Below are 24,014 nucleotides of genomic sequence, written 5' to 3'. Positions count from 1 at the left end.
TGCATAAATTCAGTTACCTTTTCTAGATCGTTTTGATCTTGTTTGTTTTTTGCTAAACAAAAGGGTAACTGAGTTTTCCACATTCTCGCTATCCGAGATGTGTCAGATCAGATCTAAACTTCTACATGGTGATCCAAGCGCATCAATATCCAAACGAATGCAACCCCTTGGAATCACTCAAATCTGTATCTCAGAAAGGGTCGATTATTCCAAGGAAATAGTCGAAAAGTACCTTTCTGGCAGTTCTGCGTCGGACATCGCTGGCCTCTATTCTTGTTCAAAACAGAAGATTTTGAAGATCCTAAAAAAGAGCAAAATTAACATGAGACCCGCCCGTACTGTGACAACACGGATGGCAGTGCTGCAACAGAAAGCTAAATCCGGCGCTAGGCCATTTTATGGATTCTGTTACTTCGAAGGCGCTCTAACTAAACATCCAACTGAATTTCCTGTGTTGCTCAAGATCCATCGGATGTGGGCTGACGGACGCACCATCCATCAAATCAATCAAGAGTTGGATAAACATAAAATCAAATCCCGTGAAGGTAAAAAATGGAGTTGGGCTGCTATTCGAAATATCGTGCAGCGTTTTGAACAGAAAATTTTAATTATCAAAAATGGAGGTCAGTATGAACTTAGATAAACTTTTTGCGTGGGTTGTTGGCGTAGTCCTTGTGTTCGCGGCCAGTGGGCGACTTGAAATTTTACAGAATTGGATCTGGAGGGCTCAAGCTAAAGTCGTGTATGAATCACGCGCCGCAACATGGGGATCGCCTAGATTCTTCAAAGAAAAGCCAAGCAGCTCGGTTGCCCAAACTGCATCAAAGCAAAACCCGTAAGCGTCCTTCCAGACGCTTCGTCTATTTGTTTCGAAGCAACTCGTATATTCGAGATTTACTGAGTTTGAGCGACTTTGCTATTTCAACAAAAGAGAGCCCGCATTTTCTAGGTCTCGCGACTTGCGAGCCTTATCCTTCGTTTCGCTTCTCACCACTGGTGACCAAGATTTTGTATCTGAATGCTAATTCTTACCTGCAATTACGCTCAATCAAGATCAAAACCAGCAGCATTTAAAATGCACCAAGTAGTCCTCTTCTGAGGCTATCATCAATTGGATTGTCACCGATCCAAAGAGAGAGCAGCGCATTGGAAAAATGTTTACCCTGAATCGTCCCAGAAGCGTTATTGTTTGTTAGGAGCTTAACTTCTTCGTTTGAGAAAATAAAAGTGAGTGAGTCTCCAGCCTTAAAATCAATCATCATTTGACCAAGATGATCAGCTTTAGATTTTAAGGCAATGCATTCACTCAGACACTTTTTTACCAACTGCTCTCGCAACATTCCTGATATTTTTTCAGATGCAATATTTCTTAGAAATCGTATCTGAATTTGCTTTAAAGTTTTACTTAAAAGAATCTGCTCCGAATTATCAGATTTTGTTTTTAAATAAAGACCGACCATCATCACCTTAATGTTAAAAATTGTCACTTTCCGAATCGCTTGGCCATTGAGAATTAGTTTTTCACTTTCAACCACAGTTTCATTTGGGAATTTGAATTCTTCAGAATCACTAGCAAAGGCGTTGGTTGAAAAAAAAACTGCAAGCAGAAGACTCATGAGTTTAAATTCTTTTAGATGTACTGACATAGTTTTAATCCAATGTATGATGAAATCGCTTGTAGCTCACTATCGCGGTTAAGACTGCCATTAATACCAAAATTCCAATGTAGCTCCAGATCAGCTCTGGCGATCCGCCTTTAAGCATAATGTTTCGAACAAGCCTAACGAAATAAGTCATCGGATTCATATACGCCGCAACTTTCATAAATACGGGCATATTATCAATAGGAAACATAATTCCAGCCAAAAGATTTGAAAGCAGCAAAAAGATAAAGCCACCCATCATTGCCTGCTGTTGGTTTTTGGCGAACGTTGAAATGAGTGTCCCAATACTAACTGTGGTCACAATAAATGAAAATGTTGCGATGGCAAGGTGCCAATAAAATCCCTTCATCGGGACTTTAAATACCAAAATAGCAAACATGAAAATCGAGGCCGCATTAATCATCCCAATGATAATAAATGGTATCGTTTTTCCGAGAAGGACTTCCCAGGTTTTGACCGGAGCTGAAATAATCATTTCAAATGTTCCCATTTCTTTTTCTCTGGCGATGGACATGCTTGTCAGAAGAATCGTTACAATACATAAAATCATCGCTAGGGTCCCGGGTACCATGAAAATTGCACTTTCAAGTGAAGGATTATAAAGAATTCGCACATCGAAGATAACGGGTGACGTTACCGTCAATTGAAATTCATCACGAAGAACTTCATTGATGATTGATTGCATGTAACGCTCGATACTTTGTGCACGAATAACATTTGATGCATCTATTAAAAGTTGAACGTTACGCTCGCCGCGTTCGATGTCTTTTGTAAGACCACCTGGAGGAGATATTAAAACAACGTCAGCCCGACCAGAGCGAATTTGTTCAAGGGGGTCGGCATTCGCGTCATTGGAAGTCCCCCTGCCAATTGCTGGTATAAACCATTTTGAAGAAAAACTTCTTTCTTCAATGCGCCTCAGAATAGTATCATTTGGGTTATAAATGGTGCCGAGTTTTATATTTTTAACTTCCGTAGAAATTGCAAGGCCAAATACCGCCATTTGCAATACGGGAAGAACAAGAAGAATTATGCGCATCCGCGAGTCACGTAACACTTGAGAAAATTCTTTTTTTAAAAAACCAATTACAGTTGCAAAGGTTGAACGGTTCATGGTTCCAGATCCTTTTTGAATTTTTTAGTGGCCGTGACAATGAGAATCGAACTCAAAACAAATAAACCAACAAATGGAATTTTAAGATCGATCAGGTCAGCGCCTTTCAAAAATATTCCCCGACTAATTATCATAAACCATTTTGATGGCAAAATTGATGTAAAGTTCTGAAATACTGTGGGCATGCTTTCTAATGGAAAAATAAATCCGGAAAGTAGGAGCGATGGAAGTAGACCCGTAATCATTGCAACCTGCATTGAAAGCTGTTGTGTGCGGATTAAAACTGAAATCAACATACCTTGGGCTAAACAGGCGATAAGAAAAATAAAACTTCCAAGTCCAAATAGAAAAAAATTCCCAGCGAAAGGAATGCCAAATCCAAAGATTGCGACAATCACGACAAGTAATACAGCAGCCAAACCTATGATTGTGTATGGTATAAGTTTGCCTATGATTATCTCAAGTGGTTGAACGGGAGTTGAAAGTAAAAGTTCCATTGATCCATTTTCCCACTCTCTGGCAACAGTTAGAGCGGTTAATAGAATTGAAAGAATAGCTATAACAACGACAGCTAGGCCTGGAACGACAAACCACGGACTGCTGAGCTCAGGATTAAAAAGATACCGAGTTTTTAATTGTAAGAATGGTTGGCCTTCCTGACCCGTAAGCTTTAGGGTTGCTGCTTGTTGAATCCCTCCGAGATACCCAAGAATAACCCCAGCAGTCGAATTGTCAGCGCCGTCCAAAAAAAATTGTACTTTTGCAGTTCCGTCAGAAAGAAGGCTGTGTTCGAATTGGGGTTCAATGATTAAAATAGCTTTTGAACGATCAGAATCAAGATTCTTTATGGCATTCTCTGTAGAACTTTGATTTTGATTTATTTTAAAATATTGCGAGCTTGAGAAAACCTCGACGAGCTTTCGGGATGAAAATGTGCGGTCTGAATCATGAACAGTCAGTCCGATATCTTTAACATTAAACTCAATAGCCAATCCAAAAATAAGGACTAAAAGAACAGGAAGGATTGTTGCCATCGTGAGTGTAAATGGGTCTCTCAGTATGTGAAATTTCTCTTTTTTCGCTATTGAAAGGGCTCTTCTTAAGCTGAACTCAAAAATCATCTCGCAGCTCCTTCAACCAAGCGAATGAAAACATCTTCGAGTGATGGTTGAATTTCCCGAATTGCGAATGAGGTCGAAAGGTCCCCACGAAGGCTTTCCCATTTTAAAGGGTCACGGATTGTTAAGTGATACCGCATCCCATAGCTATCAATAGAACCAATGGCCTCATGGGTCTGAATGAGCTTCAAAATGTCCTCAGGAAGATCGCCTTTGGGATCGAGTTCGAAGAGTGAATCAGGAAAGGTATTCTTCTTAAGATTCTCTGGACTATCAAGAGCGATGATTTCACCAGCTCGCATAAGAGCGATCCGTCCGCATTGCTCAGCCTCATCCATATAGTGAGTCGTTACAAAAACGGTTTTTCCGTTACCAGAGAGCTTTCGAATAAGCGCCCAGAACCGTGCTCTTGCAGCTGGTGTTACGCCGGCTGTAGGCTCGTCGAGAAATATAATTTCAGGATCATGCAAAATGGAAGCTGCCAGTGAGACCTGTTGTTTGATTCCACCTGGAAGATCTCGAACTAATGTGTTTGTGGGCTTAGAAAAATTGATAAATTCAAGGAGTTCGTCTTTACGTTTCTTTAGGGTTAAACTGGTTAGCTTTCTGAGGCTCGCTGTAAATGCGAAATTTTCGTCGACAGTTAAATCATTGTAGAGCGTAAATTTTTGCGACATATAGCCGACTTTGGATTTCATCGCCTCACTGCCTTCATTAGAACTGACATCGGAGATTTGAACCCGGCCGGAGGTTGGGACCAAGAGGCCACATAAAACGCGAATAGTTGTTGTCTTTCCGGCGCCATTAGCCCCTAAAAACCCAAAGATTTCTCCCGTGCCCACAGAAAAAGAAATGTTGTTAACAGCAATAAAGTCGCCAAATTTTACAGTGAGTTCTGATACATCGACCGAAACCGTACTCAGGTTTTTCACAATAGGCCTTCAGCGGTCTTTTTTAAAAAAAGGGCGTCGTAGTTTTTAACATTTTCTTGCTCTAGAATACCGCGTGGAGTTCCTTCCGCGATGAGAGAACCCGACGATAAAACATGGACGCGATCACAGCGTTCAGCTTCGTCCATATAGGCTGTGGCAAAAATGATGAGTATTTTTTCTTTTGAAAGGCGATAAAGTAAGTCCCAGAATTCTCGTCGACTTATTGGGTCGACCCCATTTGTGGGTTCATCCAATAAAATTGCCGAGGGCGATTGAAGTAATGCACACATCAGACCAAGTTTTTTATACATCCCGCCGGATAGCTTTCCTGCCGGTCGGTCAATAAACTTGTCAAGGCGAGTAATGTGTAAAAGATCTTCTCGACGTTTTTGATAAATGGCACTTGGAATTTGATAGAGGTCACAGAAAAAATCAAGATGTTCAGAGATTGAAAGGTCAGCGTAAAGACTTTGCTGTTGTGGCATATAGGCAACTGACGAACGAATATCTTTGTACTGAATTAAATCACCGCGATTTGTGAATTGAATTTCCCCTTGGTCTGGTTTTAGGAGGCCGAGCAGAGTTCTTAGGAGCGTTGTTTTTCCAGCACCTTCTGGACCAATGACGCCATGTAAAAGTCCTTCTTCAAAATTTGTGGAAATTCCATTGAGGGCCTGGTTAATGCCGAGTTTTTTTTTGATATTCAGAACTTTGATTCCAATGCTGTTCTGTTGCATTTCTACTCCAGCTTAACTTCTATGGACATACCTGGCTTTAGTAGCTCATCAGGGTTCATAAATGTAATTTTCACTCCAAATACTAATCGTGTTCGTTCTTCACGAGTTTGAACGTTCTTTGGCGTAAATTCGGCGGCATCGCTAATAGCGGAGATTTTGCCCTCAAAACGACGCATGTTTAGCTCCGGCAGAAAGCCTGTCACTTTCATTCCTGTCGATATCTGAGAGAGAAGGAGCTGCGGAACATAAATAACGGTCCAAACTTCAGACAGATTAACCAACGTGAGAAGTTTGGTTCCTGGATTTACGTATTCACCCTCCTCACGGTAGGTGTTGAGAACGGAGGTGTCTTTCGAAGCGCTAATTGCACACCAATCCATTTTTAAAGAAGATTCGTCTTTTTTTGTTTTGAGGTGATCAAAATTTTCCTGAGACAGGGAGCCTAGCTTAAAAAGTCTTTCGGCGCGTTCAAAATCTTTTTTAGCTGAATCTAAGCTGAGCTTAATATCCTCACAGGCCATCTGAACAAGAAGGTCGCCTTTTTTTACTTTAGAACCTTCACTCGCGGGAAATGCGGAAATTACGGATGAGATTCGAGACGAGATGTCAATTTTTGTCGCCTCGACAGTTCCAACATAGAGGAATTCTGATTTTCGTCCAAAAACCAGGTAAACAATGACCGCAAGCAAGATCAATGGAATCGGAATTAAAAGTTTTTTATTGAAAGGCTTTTTCGAATTCATGATTATTGCTCCTCAGAGATACTTGCCAGATAGGCCAGTTGAATTAGAATTTGAACGTCATTAGTTGTGGCTTGTACTTTTGCCTCTAGAGCATGTAGATTTGCGCTCTGAACCTCTAAGAAACTCGACCGCCCAGCGCGATACGATCCATAGACTAATTTTGCTCTTTCGATACTTTCCCTTACTGAGTCGTCGTGAATTTCACGCTTATCACGAAGGCCCTTAAGTTGGTCTTTGGCTTTTTGCCAATCTCGATAAATATCTATTCGGGCTTGTTCTCGACGGTTATCGCTTGCGACGGCCAAGTTCTGTTTTTCAGCGGCATCACTTGAGGACCGACCGCCCTCATAAATCGGCATACTTAGAATGAGGCCAACTGTATTTTGATTGATGTTTTCTAAAATGGGACCATTTGGATAGTCGATCGATGTTTTTAAAAAAAGCGACAATTTTGGAAGTGTATTTGCGCTGAAGCTTTCTGATGTTAAACGAAGCGACTCGGCGGCGGCGGAATGCATTTTCAGGAGGGGGTGTTGGCTTAACCCATTATCGCTCAGATAAGCCTCTTCATATTTACCGAGAGCGACCAAAGATTTTTGAATAGGGTCAATCCCGGCTGGGCCTGGAGCGAGCGATGATTCATTGCGACCAATAAGTGCATAAATATCTCTTAAATCCGAAGAAAGATCTGACTGTAGTTGGCGAGATTGAAGTTTTAAATTTAATACTTCTTTGTGTGCCGCAAGTAAGTCGATCCGATTTGATGAACCGATATTTTTTCGATTTTGAATGTCTCTATGTTGAGACTCCGCAAGTTTTAAAGAGTCTGTCACTAACCTTTGCTGCTCGGCTCTCAGTTGAATTTTAAAATAGGCTAAGCGAGCTGCGAGCAGTATTTGTCTGTTAATTAAATCCTTCTCAGCTTCTTTTGAGGCTTTTAATGCTTCTGCCCCACCTACCAATTTTCTCGTTGAACCAAAATCCAAAAGGTTCCACGTTATTGTGGGACCTATGGAGTAGTTTTGATGGTCGCCAAAAGGCGTGGTAGCTCCTCCAGGAAATTTGAGAGTGGGCACTTCCGTAATATACTTGTAGGTTCCTTCCAGCGTGAGTTTTGGATAGAGAAGGGAATGCTGGGCCTCAGCTCTATTTTGAGCTGCTTCCAGCTCGGCATTTATCGTCTTTGCATTAAACGATGAATCTAAAGCCTGACGCTCGACTGCGGCTAGGGTCAGTGGAGCGTAATTGTCTTTGGCGAGGGCCCCGCTTGTATAAACGAACAAAGGGACTAATATCAGAAAGCATTTCATTTTTTGCCCCCTGCTTAGCATTTGCAATCGATTGGTTTAAGCACATCTGCCCTTAAGGCAAAAAGGGCGATGGCAATCCATATTCCAGATCGAAGCGTCATAGCGACAACTGTTCGAAGTTCATAGGCACCTCCGTTTAAAATATGGACTCCGAAAATCATAAATACAATGACTGTGGCGATCGCAATTACAGAGGAAAGTTTTCGAGAACAACTTTTCAGCCTAAAGAGCATAGTCCCGGCAAGGATATATGCAAAGCCTGCAAAAAAATTGAACCATAAGACAAATGGGACGAAGTTCCCCGCGCCTTGATTGCCGGCCTCAGTAAAGAGAACAGCTCCACCTTCTTTTATGGTCGCAATTCCGAACAGAGTGGCAACGATAGATAACAAGGTTATTAAAAGTGGCCTTTTAGGTTTCAGTTTTTTCGTGTTTTCCATAGGTTCTCCATTTTTTTATTTCTTTCCAAGAAATAAGGTAATTATGTTTTCAACCATAAGTTCTTTGCTATCGTTGTGTTTTAATTTTTTGTGGGATAGCAGTCGTTCCCTGGTTGATTCTGTCCTCATAAAATGATGCAAAATACCCATAAGAGATTGAGTAATAAAGAGCGGATCTAAATTGTTGTGGATAAATTTCTTTTCTTGGCAAATCTTGAAAAACTGGGCATAGGTTGCTGTCATTGCAACCATTGTCTTTTTTAGCACGAGATCCGCTCGATGATCCGTTGATTCTACTTCAAGCAGCAACAGTTTTGTTAGAAATGGATTTTCATTGTGAATTCGGAATACGTCATCAATCGCATATCCTAAGCGAAGGCGTATATCTTCAACGCTCTTAGGCTCTGCACCCAAAAACCGCTTTGCCGACACGAGTCGACTTTCACCATGCTTCGAAATACAGGCATTATATAGGTCCTCTTTGTCTCCAAAGTGATACCGAATACTAGCAAAATGCACGTTGGCCAAGGTCGCGATATCTCTTATAGAAACCCCATCGAAACCACGTTTTGAGAAAAGCTCTATTGCTGCGGTGTATATTGCGTCTTTTGCGCTCATAAATAAACACTATATACAAATGTATAAAAATACAATATAAATGTATATCTCGTCTAAATACGGGAAAGAAAAACAAATGCTCCGGGATATCGAAGATGTCATATGTTCGCTTTATATTTATAATTTCAAAAGGTATTTTGCTAATTGTGGGACTATCGATGCCGAAAATAGGCGTGGCCGCACATCTGGGAATGATTCCAACGGTAGACAAGCACAATTTACGTTTGATCATCGAAGGCCGTACGGATATCTGGACATCGCCCTACCGAGACAAAGAAACACCGCTTCGGCTTCATGAGCTGAAGCTGAGAGCCCCGCTTTTCAATACAGAATCATGGTCGGCATCGGCACACATCGGAGCAGAAAGCCTCAGCTCGGGACGGGCCGATATGACTGTTGGCCGCAATCCGGTTTTTATCGGTAGTGATCTACGTTCGCTTTCGGCAGGTTTTGGAGTAAAACGGACGGCATCAGAAGGCTCTTCGGTTTCAATTTTTACTGCTCAAAATTCCTCAAGTGACGAAGTTTACAGAGATACGCGTGATACTTGGACTGAAGTCTCAATATTTTATGAGTTTGCGCCGCAAGATAGGCTGCAGTGGGTTGTTGCAGCCAATAGTTCAAAAAACCGGGGCTTTTTAAATAATCAAATTGTTCCTTTTATAGGAGTTCATTATAAGCCAAGTTCAAATTTCTCGGCTACCTTCGGATTTCCATTTGCGAGACTTATCTGGTCGAATGAAGACTTTTGGACGACAAGTGTATATTTAACACCTGTTGGCGTTCATGGTGAAGTAACTCGTTCGACTTCAGCACATATGAGCTGGCGAATAAAAGCGGGCCTGTCAAGTCGCTCCTATTTACATGTTAATCGTATTGATGATCACATGCGCCTGATTTTTGAAGAAAAATATTTTGAAGGAGGATTCAAGTCAAAAGTTTCTGATCAAACTTCTGTTGGGTTCACGATTGGAACATCGTTTGATCGTGTTTTTTACGAAGCGCAAAACGTGTTTTCCGCTGAGGGTCAAAAAACAAATCTGAACAAGGATCTTTATGGTGCGTTTTTAATGGAGTTTGAATTATGAAAAATAAATCGCATAATATCTTCTTACTCATTGTGATTGCACTCTTTATATTCACATCTATTTTTATTGCGTGTGCGCCGCTTCAGGATTCGCCTTTTTCGGAAGAACTGCTGCGTACAGAACGAGATTTAAATAAAAAATCTTTGGATCGTATATTAAACATCGAGATCGACGGAAAGATTCGCATAGCTATTTTCACCGATTCTCATCTGAATTACAAAGAGCTCGATCAGATTATTTTTCAGATTAATCAAACCGCAAATCTGGATTTTAACGTAAATTTAGGGGACTTTACAAATAGCGGCTACAATATGGAATATAATCAATTTCTAGATTCTTTCGTCGGTTTAAATGGGCCAACCCTGAGTGTAACCGGCAACCATGATGCGCTCGGAGCGGGGCCTGTCTTATTTAGAAAAGCCTTTGGTGACAGCAATTATTGGTTCGAATCCGATACAAAAAGATTTATCTTTTTTCACTCCGCTGTTCCGGAAGATTCTGAGGGATTTAAACCTGATTGGCTAAAAAAATCTGTAGATGAATCAGTCAAACCCGTGATCATTTTTTCGCATGCACAATTACGCGATTCCGAGCGATTCACTGGAAATGTTGCGCAAATGTTCTCTGATATTGTCGCAAGCCCAAAGGTGATTCTGATTTTAAATGGTCACAATCATATTTTTGATCTGACGACAGATAGTGGTACGGCTATGTTGCAGGCTCCATCGACAGATGGCAGCGAATGGTTATTAATTGAAATTCAGGGAACGAATGCTTCAATTACTAAAATGAAAACTGGAGAAATCGTATCAGTCACTCTCAAAAATTAATCTTTATTTCAGTTTTTATTAACTGCTCGATGTCTTTTGCACAATGGAGCCTTTCACTAGAGCATGCAGGCTTTTTTGGAAAGTATGCTTTGGGTGGCATTTATGAATTTAATGCGAGCCACGCCGCTGAGTTGTCACTGGGTTTCTTTACAGCTGATGGGGGTGGCTGGAATTATCAATCAAATCTAGCGTATCGCAACTCACTTTGGCGAGTTCCATGGAAAGAAAAAATATGGGTACCTCTGCAAGTGGGAGTATTTACAATTTATTCATTGGATGGTCGTCGTTTTTTTCTACAATCTCCTTCAAAATATCCGGATGCGGCTTACTACGACCAAACGGCCCTCAGATGGGGGCTTGAATTCGGAACCTCCCTGATATTCCAGGAAAATCGCTATGCTCTCTCATATCACTTCAGAATTTTGGATAATGGCTTTGTTGCGATTTACAATAATTTTCGCCGCGATTTGCAGTACTATGTTTCTTCCGGCATTAATTTTCAGTATCAGTTTTAAACCGATACTATCTAGAATTCCATGCTTAGAGCCACTGAGCCATAAGCATGATTAGCCTCCTGTTCCTCAAACTCGAATGTATGATAGGCCTGCATTAGCGCTAATTTGTAGCCACGTTTCAACATGATGGTATGAAGGCTTACGCCGATCGCAGCAAAGGCCACCCACGGACGGCGTGTGACATGATGGCTTGAACTAAAAAGGTTACCGTCAAGCGAGAAATCACGCGCGACGAGTTTGGTTTCCAGAATGCTGAAAAGGTGAACACCAGATTGTGGACCAAAAGCTCCATTTGAACGGCCGGCCGGAGAAGCTGTGGATGGTGGACGATTTTCGGCGCCGGGGCGAATCGTATAACTGCCGAAGTCGTTCGGAAGATTCAAACCGAGACGGCCTTCGATACCTAATGTAACGGACGTTTCAATATTACCTAGGCGTACACCAAGAGAAGATATATAATCGCCAGAGAAACCGGGGGCGAAAGCGTAATCCCCTTGATAACTTTTAAATTTTTTATCCATCGCAAGCTGTATGGCAGGTTCGTTGTTCAATTGGTGACTCCAGCCGTAAAATTTTGGGACAGTAGTGGCATCGTGAACAGCATCCTGGGCTTCTTTAGCAAGTGACCAGGGTCCTATAATCCCCAGAGTAATTTCACGCGTGTCGAGTATTTCTAAATTCATTTCAGGATTTTTACTGCGTTGGTTCCATGACATTCCAACATACAACAGGCCAGCATAAGGCCGATCGTTTAATATTAGATCTCTGCTTGAGAAATCTTTTGGTGTGAATATAGCCTGACCGAGCTTGACAACCACATTGTATGTGGAAGTTGTGCCATCAGGATGCGTCCAAAAACCCGGAGTCAGAGCCTTGATGAATTTTGAATGCAATCGCAATGGCAGGGGCAGGCATTCAGTTTTAAGGCTATCGCCGATATCATGCGATACTGCCGTGACGGCCAAACCATTGGTGTAGTTCTGATCGGTATTGGTAAAGGTATCATTTTCCAATCTCGCCGTGAATCCCCGAAACCCTATTTCATCCTCAGGCTGACAGTTCTGGATAGTTGAGCTGTTTTTATTGGATTCTTCCGGGCTGGCAACTGAGGCCTGAAGACAGAGCGGGATCACTAGAAATACAATTTTTCCAATTTTACGCAGATTAATATGGGCGGGCACATTTAACAGGAGGTTTACCATCATAAAACTCATGGATTTTCGTAACGATTTCTTCAGCGGTATCGACAATTGTAAAAAGATTAATATCCTTTTCATTAACAAAACCTTCTTCAAGAAAAAATGAAAAATCTACGGCTCGCTGCCAGAACGTCTTGCCAACAAGCACGATTGGAACCCGTTGCATTTTACCAGTCTGCATAAGTGTGAGAACTTCGAATAATTCATCTAAAGTGCCATAGCCACCTGGAAATGCCACAAGTGCTACGGCTCGCAGCAAGAAGTGCATTTTGCGTAATCCAAAGTAACGGAATTGAAAACATAGGCCAGGCGTGATGAAGGAATTTGGGGTCTGTTCATTTGGCAAGGTTATATTAAATCCAATGCTACGACCGTTAGCTTCAAAGGCGCCGCGATTAGCGGCTTCCATAATGCCGGGACCACCGCCAGTTACCACTACAAAATCTCTTCGGCCCTCTATTTGGAACCGCTCAGAAATAATCTGTGCAAAACGGCGTGCCTCTTCATAATATTTTGATTGACGTAAATCGCGACACGCACGAGATTTTGCTAAATTTATTTTTTCGTCGTCAGGTCTATGCCGTACCTGCTCCTCGATCGCTTCCAGTATTGATTGAGCTTGTTCTGGGGACGGTATTCGTGCGCTGCCGAATACAACCACTGTGGAATTGATATGATGACGTTGAAGATAGTTTTCTGGCTTTAAAAGTTCGAGCTGAAGTCGCACTGCTCGCAAATCCTCATCGGCCATGAGTTCTGTGTCTTCGTAGGCTAGGCAATAAGAGGGGTCCTCTATAATTTTTTTTACCCGTTGTTGATATTGGTCATCAAGCCATTCCTTACTCATAATATAAATCTCTCGTTGAGTTTAGGTACTATTACGTTCTGAAGACCTTGTTCTTGCAATCGTTCTGCAAAGGCGTTCGCAGCAATATTTTCCCCATGAATCACGAACGTACGCGCTGGAGGTTTATTAAATTTACTTACCCAACCCAGTAGTGCATTTTGATCGGCATGAGCAGAAAGGCCACCTAGTGTATGGATTGAAGCAAGTACCGGAATATCTTCACCGTATATTCGCACTTTCTTATCCCCATTAACCAGTCGTCTTCCCAATGTACCGTTAGCCTGATATCCAGAAATTAATATACTGCACTCCGGCCTTGGCAGGCTGTTTTGCAAATGATGTTTTATTCGTCCGGCGTTACACATACCACTGGCAGAAATAATGATGGCGCCAGAGCGAATCTCTTGGAGCTTCTTAGACTCTGAAACATCGTCCACGAAATGCAGGTTTGGGAGGTTTTTCCCGAGAGCATACCATTCCGCAAGAAGGAGGGCCTCCTCGTCGAAAAGTCTTAGATTATGTTTTGTAATTTCAGTTACTGCCGTTGCCATTGGTGAGTCCACAAAAATATCCAAGTGGCTTAATCGTCCCTGTTTTGTCAACAGGTGCAAATAATAAATTACTTCCTGAGTGCGTCCCACCGCGAAGGCGGGTATGATTACGTTGCCTTTCTTTTGATATAAAGTGTCATCTACTATCTGGGCTAACTCTTCAAGCGTACCAAGTAAATCTTTATGTAGACGGTTGCCATAGGTGGATTCAATTAAAAGAATATCAGCTTCTTCAATCGGTGTCGGATCCTTTAAAATAGGGCGCCCGGGCTGTCCGAGATCGCCCGATACAACAATTTTTCGAGTTGTAGAGCCCTCAGTTAGCTTGATTTCTATTATTGCAGAACCCAGTATGTGGCCGGCATCTCGAAAGCGACATAACACCGAAGGGTGAGGATTGAGCCAATTGTCACAGTGTATCGGTTTGATTTTTTGTAAACAGCTACTGACATCACTCATTGTATAAATTGGAGGTGCTGACTGTTTTTTTCTTTTTAAAGCCTGCTGTATTTCCATTTCCTGAATATGCGCACTATCAGGCAGCATGACGGCGAGTAATTCTGCTGTGGCAGATGTCATGTAAATAGGTCCGGAAAATCCATTCGAAGTCAGTTTAGGTAAAAGGCCGCTGTGATCGATATGCGCATGAGTCAGCAAAACAAAATCGATCTTACTTGGGTCAAAATTAAATTCTTCACGATTTCGGTCGAAAGAATCACGCCCACCTTGGATCATTCCACAATCTACGAGAAAACGAACCTGATCCGTTTCAAAAAGGTAACAGGAACCTGTTACTTCACGTGCTGCACCAAGAATAGTTAATTCCATTTTTTCTCCTGACAAATTTTTTTACGTATAGTCATTAAGTCGCTGTCAATTTATTGATCCCTATCTCTAGAATGAATACCTGAGCCAAGTTTCTAGGCGCTGGGAAAGTATTTTATCTCCAAATTGAGTGCTTGCCGAACCAACCAAAAAGCTAGGCCACAAGATAAATTCAAAATTAGTAAATGGCTTATAGCTCACCGGAATTCCTACCGAAAAACTTTGATCATTTAAATTATGAAGCACGTAAAGCGACGGCGTAAAGTATACCCAGTTAAAAGGTTCGGGTTTACTGACCTTGAGATACAGGTAATCCCTCATAAGTGCTGACTTTTGAAAATAATTTTTTGACGTACTTAAAGCTGTTTGTATAGCAGCACTTTGACCGCTGGAAAGCGTGGCATCGACATATTGCAGATACTGTTTGAATTCATCTGAAGCAAGGCCATTTCCGTTGTGATAATACTCAAGAATTACAGTTGTATCAGACGAGTCAAGGTAACGAAGTCCGAACAAATAGGAGTTTCCGTCTTTATTTTGGATGCTCAACGTATTTTGATCAATTATCGCTTTCGGTGCGTTCGTAAATTGTGAGAACTCGCCATGAACTTCGAGATTAGTTAAAATATTATTAGAAAAATCAAACCCGAGATGATTTCCAACAGTTGTGCTGTTATAGGCCATTATATCAATGTCTATGTCATTGACCAAAAAGTAAGCTTTGCCCGCCAGATCTGTTTGGGATAGTTCTCCATAGCGGTTTTGAATTTTATTTGAGGGCACTAAGATGAAAGTTACGCCAAGCGTACTCAGCGCGCCAGAATCAAAACTTTTGGTATAGTCTACAGACAAAGACGTTAACCCTGCCTGAGCAAGCTCTGGGTTCTCAGAATCTTTTGTTGGGTTTACGTACCCCACAGGGTTAAAGGCATACCCTTTACCCCATGCAAAAGCTTTTTTCCCGACAGTAAACGTAAGTGTCGGCAAGGCATTCACTGAACCATTTAATTCAATCAGCTCACTCGTCGACGTCTGTTCGCTGATATATGTTGAATGTGTTTTTATGTGAAAGCTGATATCTTTTGTAACATAGTCACCATTTAAATAGGGCTCCAAGAGAAATTGTGAAAGCTCATCGGAGATTGCTGGCTGTCCAAAATTTTGAAGCCTGTATAAGGAGGAAGATTTCTGACTTTTTATAATAGAGTATTTGGTATCTAAACTGCCGCTGATTTCAAATTTAGCCAGACTGTCTTCAGAGGTAGCCGCAACTGAATCAGATAATATTGACGATTCAGTTACCTCATCAGCCGCCATTGCCGCGAATGAGCCTAATAAAAACAGAATAGAAACAATATGACGAGCACTTTTCATTGAAATTCTTTTAATCTGCCCATGAATGGCAAAGTAAAGGCTTCAGGTTGAATTTTTTTGGCCCGAATTTTTTCATAAATAATTGTTGATCGATAATCTTTGTATAGGGGGCTATGGGTTTCAATCACTGAAGGACGAAAAATCCCACCGCCAAAACTTTTATCATCTTTAAATTCCAAAGTTTTTATTAATACGCCGCTTGAGCCATAGCATTCAACTTTTCTAAGATATTCGCCATTTTTTGTAATCCACATTTTAAGCTTATCGTAGGTGACAGTTTTATTTTTTGCTTTAAGGTTCAAAATGCGTTCTTTGGATGTTTCTGAATCGTACTCGGCATCATATTCGGCGGAGTATTCTACCGCCATAATATCTGCATTATTAAAGACCCCGCCAACAACTGATTGGAGACTGGTAATTCGAACGGGCTTATTTACGTTAGGAATAAAGAGCCACATGTTTTCGCCAAGCCGAAGAGTTGAACGACCCTTTTCGCTAGCTGGCGCAAGATAGAGCAATGCAACTTTATCAGTTCCTTTTTTTAAGGTAAAAAAAGTATATTCTTTCTTTTTGCCGTTAGGCTCTTCGTTAATTAGACGCCGATAGGCCTCATAACTTTCGGGCATAAGTTTGCTATCAACGCGCTTTAAAAGTTCATTAGCCGTTTCAAGTGCAGACGAATCAACCGGAAAATTCATTCCAAATATCAACGCTAAAACAAAAACAGATTTTTTCATATAACCTCCAATTTTAAACGTGCCCAAGGGCATCAACAGGCTCTAGCTTTGACGCCTTTATTGCCGGCTGCAGTGTCGCGATTGCTGATATAACCATGACAATTGTTACTGTAATCAACATTTCACTCCATGGTATGCCGGGAGTGAGTGCGATATTCATTGAACCAAATTTAAATTCCAGTTTTGTAATGGTTAAGATGCTCAGAATAACTACCGCAACAATAACCCCAACCACTGTGCTAATAAGTCCGAGCAGAATTCCCTCTAAGAAAAATATTGAGAGTATCTGCTTTGGAAGAGTTCCAAGGGCCGCGATCATTCCAATTTCGCCAATCCGCTCATAAACTGACATCATCATAATGTTCATAATGCTGACGAGAACGATGGATGTTAAAATCACCCGCACCATAAGAATCAAAACATCGACAATTTTGACAATCGTCGAAAATGGCGTCAGCTGTTCCCAAGTGTGAACTTCGAAGGTATCACCATTAATAGTGTCAGCTAATTTTTTATAGCTACCCGAAAGATATTTGAATTCTTTAAGTTTGATTGCGATCTCTGAAATCTCAGGAGTCTCCATTCTCAGCAAACTTGTGGCATCTTCAATATGAATGTATCCATCCTTACCCGATGGGCCCATGACTCCTTCTGAGTAGCCCGCCACGCGAAGCGTAACCCCATTTACTGCGCCATCACGATTTGTTGCGACTACGACAATTTCGTCGCCTAGCTTAAGGGAAAGTCCCTTAAAAAGAAGCTCAGGAACTAAAATTTCGCCGGGATTTACAATTGAACTTAAATCTTTTCTGCCTTTTATTCGCTGGGCTAGATCGGGGCAGGTTTTAATTTCTTTATCGGGATAAATGGCTATTAATCTTACGCCGGAAGTTTGTGCGTAGTTGCTTAACATGGCACTGAACTTAATCCGAGGACTAGAGGCGACAACATTTGGGTTACCGCTAATAATTTTAGTGGCCTCAGTAGTTTCCGCAGTACTCAAAAAAATATTGAGAGGTAGATTATCAATAGATTCCACGTATCCTTTTTTATGAATTTGGATATCTGCCAAAAGTGAACCGGTAATGACATTAATCATTGAATTTTTAAATGAAGAGGCGAGCCCTCCAAAGACGATAACGAATATAACACCGATAGAGATTAAGGTGGCGGTCAAAAGAGTTCTTCTTGTGTAGCGAGTTAAATTTCTGACAGCAATTTTTAAGATAGTCGACATATACACTACGCCCTCAACTTTCTATCTATTCGATCAACGATTACGCCGTCTTTTAGATGATAAATTATTTCCGCTTCTTCGACGATTTTTTGATCATGAGTAGAAAAGATAAAGGTTGTCCCGAGTTCCTCTTGCATGCGATGCATGACTTTAATGACCTGCATCGCGCTTTCACTATCAAGATTTGCTGTCGGTTCGTCGGCCAGAACAATCTTTGGATTTGCAACCAAAGCGCGCGCAACGGCTGCGCGTTGCTTCTGTCCACCTGAGATCTGATTTGGATATTTATTCATCTGGTCAAGCATGCCTACTTTTCCAAGGAGCGAACGCACTTTTTCCTGTCGTTCTTCTTTGGGCAAATTTTTAACCATTACTAGGGGGTATTCAATATTTTCGTACACTGTGAGAACTGGAATAAGACTGAAGTTCTGAAATATAAATCCGAGGTGATCGCCTCTGAATTTTGCTCGCGCCACACGATCAAGAGAATCAACTTTTGTTCCAAGAATCGAAATACTTCCTGAGGTTGGCATATCCAAGCAGCCAACAAGATTTAATAAAGTAGACTTTCCACTTCCTGATGGTCCGACGAAGGCAACAAAAGACCCTTCAGAGATTTCTAAAGTGATATCACGTGCTGCATTTACTACGGCTTCGCCACTTTGGTATTTTTTGTTAACGTTTTTCAATTCAATCAGGGCCATAATATATCCTTTTCGGCTATTTCATCTCTGTTGGACGGGCTATTCAGAACGACTGTGTTTCCAGCCGACATGTTCAAAATTCTCTTCGTATTTCAAAAGAGCATTGTGTATTTTTTCGTGCCCATTTTTTTCGTCGCCTTTTTTTAACATAGCGGCGCCATCAAGAATCTGAGCCAATATGGGATGGATTGCAGCATCTGCATCCGGAGCCAATTTACAGCTCTTAAAAATATCGTGCACAACAGATTCCACACTACTGCCGGTTGCGACTACTAGCTTTTTCTTTTCGGTGACTGACCCATTTTTACTTAACTTTTCCATCGTTCCTAAAATAGCGTTCATTCGCTCTTTCAAAGCATCATCCGCAATAAATTTCTTCGATGACTTTGTTTCTGTCGCTTTGGAATTAGCCCCATGGCCATGATGACTGTTTTCGGCAGCAAAGCTCGGGCTGCTGAAAACAAAACTCAAGATAGTCGACACTAAAAATATTCTCATAACTCTTCTCCTTCTATATATTTACAAAATCACTTTTTTCGATTTCATCACAAATACTCCCAATAAAAACACACTCGCTGTCATGCTGACCGCGCCAACTAAGACAAAGATGGGTGATGCGCCAAGAATAAGTTCCATTAAAATTCCCACAGGCATCAAAATGCCCGCAACGCCTAACCACGACACGATTTTCTTTTGTTGATCACCGATGTCTAATTTGAAAAGAAGATAACCAATCAAAATATTTAGAAGAGCAAAGAGGTTGCCGTGCACATGCGCAAGCCTGGCCTCGAAATGCCTCCCATTGCCATACGCCGCCGCCCACTCTGCGGCATCAGTTGCGAAATCTCGCCAATAGATAAGCAAAAAACCATACAGCATAAAGCCAGACATAACGAATAATCCAACTACAATATTTTTCTTTCCGTGCATAACCGCCCCCTTATTATTTAATTAAAATCATTTTTGAATTTTCTAACGCAGTAATTTCATGCTCTTGATCTGGCGGGATTTTAACAAAGTCCTGGCTGTTCATTATGGACTTCGCGTCACCAATCTGAAACTCAACACGTCCCTCCAAAACCAACAGAAATGCCGGTGTCGCCGTGCTGTGTTTTTCAAGTTTTTGCTTTGCCATTAACCCAATGCCTATAGCCTTAAAACCTTCTGCAAAGAGAACATTGACCGATTTTCCCTCTTGTTTGTATGGGACCATGTCTTTAATTGAACTGCTTGTGCTCACATTGGACTCCTTAGTTGTAAATGTTTATGTTTTATTAAAAGGAGAGATGCAAATGTCCAAATAGAAGCTCTTAATGTCATTGCAACCAATGTTCTGGTCTCATAAAGTCCGCCAGCGAATATATGTACAAAGAGCGCTACCAGAACGATTGCAGAAAATCCCGCGATAATGACAGATAAACGGCTGGTCCATTTTGCATTTATAAAGATACCGATACTTGCCGCGACATAGGCAAAGCCCGCTATAAAGTTAAACCATAATACAAAGGGAACATAGTTGCCGGTCTCAGCTTTTGCGGCAGAGTCAAAGAACAAGACTGAACCGCCCTCTTTAATTGTTAAAAGCCCAAACAGTACTAAAAATGTTCCTAACACATAGACCCACCAAGGTCTTTCGTGGTTTAATTTATTCATGATTTCCTTCCTGGGTGACGCTCAAGAACTCCATTCAAAATAAGCGCGTGTAGACTCTCAATGAGCACAGTTTTATTCAGTGAGTTTTTAATCGACATATTGAAAAACTGCCCCCTTGCTCGATCCGTAAGTACAAGGTGGCTTAATGTCATTTGGATAACTTGCGTTAGGAACAACGGATTTATGTCCTTCCGTAAAACTCCTTTTTTTTGTGCTGTTGTGAAGAAGTAAACAAAGGCTTCGGCCATTTTTACTAACGTAGATCTGATGACGTCTGCGGCTATCGGCTCATCTGACTCCATTTCTCGCATCATCATCCGACTCAAATCAGGATCTTGCTGAAGCGAGTCGATGATTTCTTGAATCATAATTTTCAAGCGAACTTTAAATTCTTCCACGGAAGCTACGGGCTCAAGAATTCTTACAGCGGAACTCAATCGAGCATTTCCGTAAAGATCTAAGCAGGCTCTATAGATTCCTACTTTGTCGCCAAAATAATAACGGATAAGACTGAAATTAACGTCTGCTGCATCGGCAATTTCTCGAACAGAGACGCCATCAAACCCTTTCTTTCCAAAAAGGCTCTTGGCGGCTTGGATGAGTAGTTCACGCGCTTTATCTGAATGGACAATTGTGGTTTTTTTACCATTCTTCTTCATGATTAATTATTGCACGATTGTATCACTAATTCAATCGATTGTATTATGAGTTTAACGGGCCTCGCGTCAATTCCAGAACAAAGGAAAATTGACAGTACAAAAATGTAGTTCTTTAGAGAGCAATGTGATCTATATTTAACTTATATATCAGGAGTTAATTGTGAAAACTTGTAAAGTAAGTTGGTCTTTGGTTGTTATTTTATCTATTATCGTTGCTGCGTTTTCTTATAAATTTACAGTAGGTGAAGTTAAACCGTCTGAAGATGGAAGGCTAGCTGTCCAGCTTACAAAGGATGAGCGTAACGCATTATTGCTCGAGATGAGAACTTGGTTGCAGAGCACTCAGTCTATCCTTGAGGCTGTATCTGCAAAAAACTTCGAAGAAGTTAGCCGGGTTGCAAAAATTTCCGGAATGTCTGCCGAAGCGGATACGCCGGCGTCGTTATTTCGCAAACTTCCGGCCGCAATGAAAGCTTTGGGATTCGATACCCGTAAAAAGTTTGATGAAATCGCTGATGATGCCGTTAAGCTCAGAAATCCAGAACATACAATTAAGCAATTGAGCAGTACAATGAATAGCTGTATTGCCTGCCACTCAGTTTATCGCTTTACAGAGGCATATAAAGCGCCTTTTCAACTAGAAGGTAGCTCAATTGCGAGTATTCTTGTACGAGGTAGTGAACGAATTGTGCCGGAGCGCTGAGCTATCTAAGGTAGTTAATATACAAAAATTATGATTGGGATCAACAATTGTAATCTCGGTAAAAAATAGAAAGTCATGGTATCGTTGGAATAAATTTCTCTTGCGAACAAACACTTTGAATCACCGTTCGCTCATGCGAAAAGACTGCCTAAACCGCTGAGCAGGAGACGAAATGTCCAATATTAGTAAAGTTGATGGAAAAAAGCGAGGCCGCCCACCTGGGAGTAGAAATAAGAATAGGCCTTCCAAGCTGAGTTCTCGGCCAGATCGAATTAAAACGAAAGTTGATGATTCAATTGAAGCAACTATTCGCCATCTTCTTGACCTTCCAACGAACACCGAAACGAAGATCAAGCTCATCAAAGCGTCGCTTGAATAAGAAATTGGAAAGATATTTTTTTCGAAATTTTTTGCAGATTTATGTGCGCGATCTCAAAAAGTTGTTCACTGGAAATTCTATGAGAAGTCTTTAGGAAGATTCAAAATGTGATTTTCAAAATACGCTATTTTATTAAGGTGGCGGACAATCGCCACCCAGAGATTAGAAAATCGCCCTTACAATTAAACACTTACGCTAAACGACTCTGCTGGGGACAAAACGACCATGCAGTTTTTACCCTGCAATACGCGCAAAAGACAGCTCAGATATCATTAAATGAGGTCTTAATGATTTTTAAATATAAATCACCGCCCAAAGTGTAGGCACTGTATTTGTACTACCAGCATATGACGGGGGTACAGGGGTGCAACACAACATATTGCTTATTGATGACGACGCGAGCTTTCGAGCTTCAATGTCAGCATTCCTATCTGACGAAGGTTTTTTCGTTCGCGCCGCTGCCAGTGGCGATGAAGGCGTTGCTCTAGTCCGCCAGAAGGTGATCCCCTTTTCTTTGGCCCTCGTCGATTTCCACATGCCAGACGTCGGCGGTCCGGAAACCATCCGGCAGCTCAAACAGTTGGATTCGGGCTTCACAGTCTTTGCCTTCTCGGGCGATGACTCTATAGCCGCTCACAATAGCTCGCTTGAGTCAGGAGCCGTTTACTTCATCGAAAAGGACATTGGCGATGCAAAGCTGCTTGGACTGCTCCACAGGGCTTGTCGTGAGGTCGAACGCCGTACAAAGCCCATTTCAATTTCAACCCACTCGGAAAATCGAAAACTGATCGAAAGTGTCCAGATGGTGGGCGTCTCTGAGTCCATGGCCGAAGTCGCCCGACTGGTCTTAAAATTTGCGCCATCAAACGATTCCGTGCTGATCAGAGGTGAAAACGGGACAGGTAAAGAGAAGGTCGCCCGCGCGATTCACAATCACTCAGCTAGAAGTGGCAAACCTTTTATTGCCGTCAACTGTTCGGCTATTCCAGAAAATCTGATCGAAAGCGAATTCTTTGGCCACGAAAAAGGTGCTTTCACCGGAGCAGCCCGCAGCCGTAAAGGTTTCTTTGAGGCTGCCAGTGGCGGAACTATCTTTTTAGATGAAATCGGCGATATGGCGAAACACCTTCAGTCGAGTTTGCTACGCGTGCTTCAAGAAAAATGTATCACGCCTGTTGGCTCAACCGAGAGCCGCAAAATTGATTTTCGCTTGATCGCTGCGACCAATGCTCCTTTAGAAGCTTTCATTGCTGAAAAATTATTTCGGGAAGATCTTTTCTTTCGACTGAATGTGTTGCCAATCACGATCAAACCGCTTCGCGAGCGTCCCGAAGATATCGCGATTTTGGCGCAAGCCTTTCTTGAAAAAACAAACTTAGAAACAAATCAAAATAAAATTCTTCTTGAGTCTACTGTCGAAGAACTTAAAAGAATACCGTGGCAAGGGAACGTCAGAGAGCTTGAGCACTGCATTCGATTTTTGGTGAATCTATCGTCGGGTGACCATCTGGATGCGAGTTTACTCAAAACAAGAAGTGACCTAGCCGCCGGAAAAAAGAAGGCGCCAGATCTGACGACTTTGAAATTCAGTCAGATGACCGACGAAAAACGAATTGTACTCAAGGCGCTTGAAGAAAGTGGCTCCATTGCAGGGGCTGCTCGAATGCTTGCGATCAGTCGCAGCACAGTCAGAGAGAAAATGAAAAAATATGGAATTGAATTAAAACGATCAAGCGACGAGGAGGTCGAAGTATGAAAAAATCTATTATGTTAATTCTGGCAGGACTACTGGGAGGAAATCTCACGGCACTGGCCGACGTTCAAAATGCGCAAAAGTTAACTGCGCTGGAAAAGCAGCAAATTGCCTGGGCAATTCGGATTCTCGGCAATACAAAAACTTTGGTCTCGTCGCAAAATCAGTGCGTTCAATTCGACGAAGATATTTTAAGCGTTCTGGAAGCAGAGGGACACATTGAACGTGGCGGTACGCATCCTACCACAATCTGCGTTGGCGCTTCAGGCATCACAAAGTAGGAT

At 41.7% G+C, this 24,014-nt stretch carries 30 protein-coding genes; 9 read left to right on the top strand and 21 right to left on the bottom strand.

The features are described 5' to 3' along the window. Positions 1-322: 322 nt before the first annotated feature. Together J0M15_10165 and J0M15_10160 are read left to right on the top strand one after the other, a co-directional pair. A complete protein-coding gene (locus J0M15_10165) occupies positions 323-643 on the top strand; it encodes a recombinase family protein (GenBank protein ID MBN8537406.1) in 321 nt (106 codons plus the stop codon). Then, positions 630-839: a hypothetical protein gene (locus J0M15_10160; protein ID MBN8537405.1), complete on the top strand. Its 210-nt coding sequence runs from the start codon at positions 630-632 to the stop codon at positions 837-839. Before J0M15_10165 ends, J0M15_10160 begins: the two co-directional genes overlap by 14 nt. Positions 840-1,070: 231 nt before the next feature. Here the strand turns inward: J0M15_10160 and J0M15_10155 are convergent, their stop codons facing one another. Genes J0M15_10155 through J0M15_10115 form a run of 9 tightly spaced genes read right to left on the bottom strand, consistent with a single transcriptional unit; the run spans position 1,071 to position 8,676 of the window. Continuing rightward, positions 1,071-1,646: a chalcone isomerase family protein gene (locus tag J0M15_10155; GenBank protein ID MBN8537404.1), complete on the bottom strand. Its 576-nt coding sequence runs from the start codon at positions 1,644-1,646 to the stop codon at positions 1,071-1,073. A 4-nt stretch (positions 1,647-1,650) separates the two neighbouring features. Then, positions 1,651-2,778 carry an ABC transporter permease gene (locus J0M15_10150; GenBank protein MBN8537403.1) on the bottom strand — a complete coding sequence of 376 codons (1,128 nt, stop codon included), beginning with the start codon at positions 2,776-2,778 and terminating at the stop codon, positions 1,651-1,653. Next, a complete protein-coding gene (locus J0M15_10145) occupies positions 2,775-3,899 on the bottom strand; it encodes an ABC transporter permease (protein MBN8537402.1) in 1,125 nt (374 codons plus the stop codon). Before J0M15_10145 ends, J0M15_10150 begins: the two co-directional genes overlap by 4 nt. Then, a complete protein-coding gene (locus J0M15_10140) occupies positions 3,896-4,819 on the bottom strand; it encodes an ABC transporter ATP-binding protein (GenBank protein MBN8537401.1) in 924 nt (307 codons plus the stop codon). Before J0M15_10140 ends, J0M15_10145 begins: the two co-directional genes overlap by 4 nt. A gap of 5 nt (positions 4,820-4,824) precedes the next feature. Beyond that, complete coding sequence (locus J0M15_10135) at positions 4,825-5,565, bottom strand: ABC transporter ATP-binding protein (protein ID MBN8537400.1); 741 nt, start codon at positions 5,563-5,565, stop codon at positions 4,825-4,827. 2 nt (positions 5,566-5,567) lie between these two features. Beyond that, positions 5,568-6,308 carry an efflux RND transporter periplasmic adaptor subunit gene (locus J0M15_10130; protein ID MBN8537399.1) on the bottom strand — a complete coding sequence of 247 codons (741 nt, stop codon included), beginning with the start codon at positions 6,306-6,308 and terminating at the stop codon, positions 5,568-5,570. Positions 6,309-6,310: 2 nt separating this feature from the next. Beyond that, positions 6,311-7,618: a TolC family protein gene (locus J0M15_10125; protein MBN8537398.1), complete on the bottom strand. Its 1,308-nt coding sequence runs from the start codon at positions 7,616-7,618 to the stop codon at positions 6,311-6,313. Positions 7,619-7,632: 14 nt separating this feature from the next. Beyond that, positions 7,633-8,058, bottom strand: a complete 426-nt coding sequence (locus J0M15_10120; GenBank protein ID MBN8537397.1) for a hypothetical protein — start codon at positions 8,056-8,058, stop codon at positions 7,633-7,635. Positions 8,059-8,073: 15 nt separating this feature from the next. Further along, complete coding sequence (locus J0M15_10115; protein MBN8537396.1) at positions 8,074-8,676, bottom strand: TetR/AcrR family transcriptional regulator; 603 nt, start codon at positions 8,674-8,676, stop codon at positions 8,074-8,076. Between the two features lie 158 nt (positions 8,677-8,834). Here J0M15_10115 and J0M15_10110 point away from each other — a divergent pair, with 158 nt between their 5' ends. From J0M15_10110 to J0M15_10100, 3 genes are read left to right on the top strand one after another with little or no spacing between them, the layout of a single operon-like run. Next, on the top strand, positions 8,835-9,764 hold the full coding sequence (locus J0M15_10110; GenBank protein ID MBN8537395.1) for a hypothetical protein: 930 nt from the start codon (positions 8,835-8,837) through the stop codon (positions 9,762-9,764). Beyond that, entirely contained in the window at positions 9,761-10,594 is an 834-nt protein-coding gene (locus tag J0M15_10105) for a metallophosphoesterase (GenBank protein ID MBN8537394.1), read from the top strand. The genes J0M15_10110 and J0M15_10105 overlap by 4 nt, the downstream gene beginning before the upstream one ends. Before the next feature lie 29 nt (positions 10,595-10,623). Then, entirely contained in the window at positions 10,624-11,109 is a 486-nt protein-coding gene (locus J0M15_10100; protein ID MBN8537393.1) for a hypothetical protein, read from the top strand. A gap of 11 nt (positions 11,110-11,120) precedes the next feature. Here the strand turns inward: J0M15_10100 and J0M15_10095 are convergent, their stop codons facing one another. The 12 genes from J0M15_10095 to J0M15_10040 all read right to left on the bottom strand — a co-directional run bounded on the left by J0M15_10095 (position 11,121) and on the right by J0M15_10040 (position 20,895). After that, entirely contained in the window at positions 11,121-12,314 is a 1,194-nt protein-coding gene (locus tag J0M15_10095) for a lipid A deacylase LpxR family protein (GenBank protein MBN8537392.1), read from the bottom strand. Beyond that, entirely contained in the window at positions 12,274-13,155 is an 882-nt protein-coding gene (locus J0M15_10090; protein ID MBN8537391.1) for a TIGR00730 family Rossman fold protein, read from the bottom strand. Before J0M15_10090 ends, J0M15_10095 begins: the two co-directional genes overlap by 41 nt. After that, the gene (locus tag J0M15_10085) at positions 13,152-14,534 is read right to left on the bottom strand and encodes an MBL fold metallo-hydrolase (GenBank protein MBN8537390.1); all 1,383 of its coding nucleotides are present in this window, start codon (positions 14,532-14,534) and stop codon (positions 13,152-13,154) included. Before J0M15_10085 ends, J0M15_10090 begins: the two co-directional genes overlap by 4 nt. Positions 14,535-14,600: 66 nt before the next feature. Next, positions 14,601-15,905: a hypothetical protein gene (locus J0M15_10080; protein ID MBN8537389.1), complete on the bottom strand. Its 1,305-nt coding sequence runs from the start codon at positions 15,903-15,905 to the stop codon at positions 14,601-14,603. After that, the gene (locus J0M15_10075; GenBank protein MBN8537388.1) at positions 15,902-16,642 is read right to left on the bottom strand and encodes an outer membrane lipoprotein-sorting protein; all 741 of its coding nucleotides are present in this window, start codon (positions 16,640-16,642) and stop codon (positions 15,902-15,904) included. The genes J0M15_10080 and J0M15_10075 overlap by 4 nt, the downstream gene beginning before the upstream one ends. 13 nt (positions 16,643-16,655) lie before the next feature. Next, positions 16,656-17,879, bottom strand: a complete 1,224-nt coding sequence (locus tag J0M15_10070; GenBank protein MBN8537387.1) for an ABC transporter permease — start codon at positions 17,877-17,879, stop codon at positions 16,656-16,658. A 5-nt stretch (positions 17,880-17,884) separates the two neighbouring features. Further along, entirely contained in the window at positions 17,885-18,583 is a 699-nt protein-coding gene (locus tag J0M15_10065) for an ABC transporter ATP-binding protein (protein ID MBN8537386.1), read from the bottom strand. 39 nt (positions 18,584-18,622) lie between these two features. Next, positions 18,623-19,081, bottom strand: a complete 459-nt coding sequence (locus J0M15_10060; protein MBN8537385.1) for a hypothetical protein — start codon at positions 19,079-19,081, stop codon at positions 18,623-18,625. A gap of 21 nt (positions 19,082-19,102) precedes the next feature. After that, positions 19,103-19,513: a hypothetical protein gene (locus J0M15_10055; GenBank protein ID MBN8537384.1), complete on the bottom strand. Its 411-nt coding sequence runs from the start codon at positions 19,511-19,513 to the stop codon at positions 19,103-19,105. Positions 19,514-19,526: 13 nt separating this feature from the next. Further along, the gene (locus J0M15_10050) at positions 19,527-19,823 is read right to left on the bottom strand and encodes a cupin domain-containing protein (protein ID MBN8537383.1); all 297 of its coding nucleotides are present in this window, start codon (positions 19,821-19,823) and stop codon (positions 19,527-19,529) included. After that, positions 19,820-20,236 (bottom strand): hypothetical protein, encoded by a 417-nt coding sequence (locus J0M15_10045; GenBank protein MBN8537382.1) that lies wholly within the window; start codon positions 20,234-20,236, stop codon positions 19,820-19,822. The genes J0M15_10050 and J0M15_10045 overlap by 4 nt, the downstream gene beginning before the upstream one ends. After that, positions 20,233-20,895 (bottom strand): TetR/AcrR family transcriptional regulator, encoded by a 663-nt coding sequence (locus tag J0M15_10040; protein ID MBN8537381.1) that lies wholly within the window; start codon positions 20,893-20,895, stop codon positions 20,233-20,235. Before J0M15_10040 ends, J0M15_10045 begins: the two co-directional genes overlap by 4 nt. A 160-nt stretch (positions 20,896-21,055) precedes the next feature. On the opposite strand from J0M15_10040, the gene J0M15_10035 reads away from it, so the two are divergent. The 4 genes from J0M15_10035 (at position 21,056) to J0M15_10020 (ending at position 24,011) form a co-directional block, all read left to right on the top strand. Next, on the top strand, positions 21,056-21,598 hold the full coding sequence (locus J0M15_10035; protein MBN8537380.1) for a hypothetical protein: 543 nt from the start codon (positions 21,056-21,058) through the stop codon (positions 21,596-21,598). 172 nt (positions 21,599-21,770) lie between these two features. Beyond that, a complete protein-coding gene (locus tag J0M15_10030) occupies positions 21,771-21,977 on the top strand; it encodes a hypothetical protein (GenBank protein MBN8537379.1) in 207 nt (68 codons plus the stop codon). A gap of 415 nt (positions 21,978-22,392) precedes the next feature. After that, positions 22,393-23,733, top strand: a complete 1,341-nt coding sequence (locus tag J0M15_10025; protein MBN8537378.1) for a sigma-54-dependent Fis family transcriptional regulator — start codon at positions 22,393-22,395, stop codon at positions 23,731-23,733. Then, positions 23,730-24,011: a hypothetical protein gene (locus J0M15_10020; GenBank protein MBN8537377.1), complete on the top strand. Its 282-nt coding sequence runs from the start codon at positions 23,730-23,732 to the stop codon at positions 24,009-24,011. The genes J0M15_10025 and J0M15_10020 overlap by 4 nt, the downstream gene beginning before the upstream one ends. Positions 24,012-24,014: the final 3 nt, after the last annotated feature.

The organism is Deltaproteobacteria bacterium, from assembly GCA_017302835.1.
Classification (GTDB): Bacteria; Bdellovibrionota; Bdellovibrionia; order Bdellovibrionales; family Bdellovibrionaceae; genus UBA2316.
Note: the sequence above shows the minus strand (reverse complement) of the source record. Positions and strands in the feature narration are given on the sequence as shown.

What these genes read in the sequence shown, in the direction of transcription:
- J0M15_10135 (MBN8537400.1), bottom strand. Translation starts at nt 5,565, where the DNA reads ATGCAACAGAACAGCATTGGAATCAAAGTTCTGAATATCAAAAAAAAA.
- J0M15_10095 (MBN8537392.1), bottom strand. Translation starts at nt 12,314, where the DNA reads ATGATGGTAAACCTCCTGTTAAATGTGCCCGCCCATATTAATCTGCGT.
- J0M15_10075 (MBN8537388.1), bottom strand. Translation starts at nt 16,642, where the DNA reads ATGAAAAAATCTGTTTTTGTTTTAGCGTTGATATTTGGAATGAATTTT.
- J0M15_10055 (MBN8537384.1), bottom strand. Translation starts at nt 19,513, where the DNA reads ATGCACGGAAAGAAAAATATTGTAGTTGGATTATTCGTTATGTCTGGC.
- J0M15_10150 (MBN8537403.1), bottom strand. Translation starts at nt 2,778, where the DNA reads ATGAACCGTTCAACCTTTGCAACTGTAATTGGTTTTTTAAAAAAAGAA.
- J0M15_10045 (MBN8537382.1), bottom strand. Translation starts at nt 20,236, where the DNA reads ATGAATAAATTAAACCACGAAAGACCTTGGTGGGTCTATGTGTTAGGA.
- J0M15_10020 (MBN8537377.1), top strand. Translation starts at nt 23,730, where the DNA reads ATGAAAAAATCTATTATGTTAATTCTGGCAGGACTACTGGGAGGAAAT.
- J0M15_10030 (MBN8537379.1), top strand. Translation starts at nt 21,771, where the DNA reads ATGTCCAATATTAGTAAAGTTGATGGAAAAAAGCGAGGCCGCCCACCT.
- J0M15_10080 (MBN8537389.1), bottom strand. Translation starts at nt 15,905, where the DNA reads ATGAAAAGTGCTCGTCATATTGTTTCTATTCTGTTTTTATTAGGCTCA.
- J0M15_10065 (MBN8537386.1), bottom strand. Translation starts at nt 18,583, where the DNA reads ATGGCCCTGATTGAATTGAAAAACGTTAACAAAAAATACCAAAGTGGC.
- J0M15_10115 (MBN8537396.1), bottom strand. Translation starts at nt 8,676, where the DNA reads ATGAGCGCAAAAGACGCAATATACACCGCAGCAATAGAGCTTTTCTCA.
- J0M15_10025 (MBN8537378.1), top strand. Translation starts at nt 22,393, where the DNA reads ATGTCAGCATTCCTATCTGACGAAGGTTTTTTCGTTCGCGCCGCTGCC.
- J0M15_10120 (MBN8537397.1), bottom strand. Translation starts at nt 8,058, where the DNA reads ATGGAAAACACGAAAAAACTGAAACCTAAAAGGCCACTTTTAATAACC.
- J0M15_10060 (MBN8537385.1), bottom strand. Translation starts at nt 19,081, where the DNA reads ATGAGAATATTTTTAGTGTCGACTATCTTGAGTTTTGTTTTCAGCAGC.
- J0M15_10090 (MBN8537391.1), bottom strand. Translation starts at nt 13,155, where the DNA reads ATGAGTAAGGAATGGCTTGATGACCAATATCAACAACGGGTAAAAAAA.
- J0M15_10070 (MBN8537387.1), bottom strand. Translation starts at nt 17,879, where the DNA reads ATGTCGACTATCTTAAAAATTGCTGTCAGAAATTTAACTCGCTACACA.
- J0M15_10145 (MBN8537402.1), bottom strand. Translation starts at nt 3,899, where the DNA reads ATGATTTTTGAGTTCAGCTTAAGAAGAGCCCTTTCAATAGCGAAAAAA.
- J0M15_10155 (MBN8537404.1), bottom strand. Translation starts at nt 1,646, where the DNA reads ATGTCAGTACATCTAAAAGAATTTAAACTCATGAGTCTTCTGCTTGCA.
- J0M15_10040 (MBN8537381.1), bottom strand. Translation starts at nt 20,895, where the DNA reads ATGAAGAAGAATGGTAAAAAAACCACAATTGTCCATTCAGATAAAGCG.
- J0M15_10165 (MBN8537406.1), top strand. Translation starts at nt 323, where the DNA reads ATGAGACCCGCCCGTACTGTGACAACACGGATGGCAGTGCTGCAACAG.
- J0M15_10100 (MBN8537393.1), top strand. Translation starts at nt 10,624, where the DNA reads ATGTCTTTTGCACAATGGAGCCTTTCACTAGAGCATGCAGGCTTTTTT.
- J0M15_10085 (MBN8537390.1), bottom strand. Translation starts at nt 14,534, where the DNA reads ATGGAATTAACTATTCTTGGTGCAGCACGTGAAGTAACAGGTTCCTGT.
- J0M15_10125 (MBN8537398.1), bottom strand. Translation starts at nt 7,618, where the DNA reads ATGAAATGCTTTCTGATATTAGTCCCTTTGTTCGTTTATACAAGCGGG.
- J0M15_10130 (MBN8537399.1), bottom strand. Translation starts at nt 6,308, where the DNA reads ATGAATTCGAAAAAGCCTTTCAATAAAAAACTTTTAATTCCGATTCCA.
- J0M15_10160 (MBN8537405.1), top strand. Translation starts at nt 630, where the DNA reads ATGAACTTAGATAAACTTTTTGCGTGGGTTGTTGGCGTAGTCCTTGTG.
- J0M15_10105 (MBN8537394.1), top strand. Translation starts at nt 9,761, where the DNA reads ATGAAAAATAAATCGCATAATATCTTCTTACTCATTGTGATTGCACTC.
- J0M15_10110 (MBN8537395.1), top strand. Translation starts at nt 8,835, where the DNA reads ATGCCGAAAATAGGCGTGGCCGCACATCTGGGAATGATTCCAACGGTA.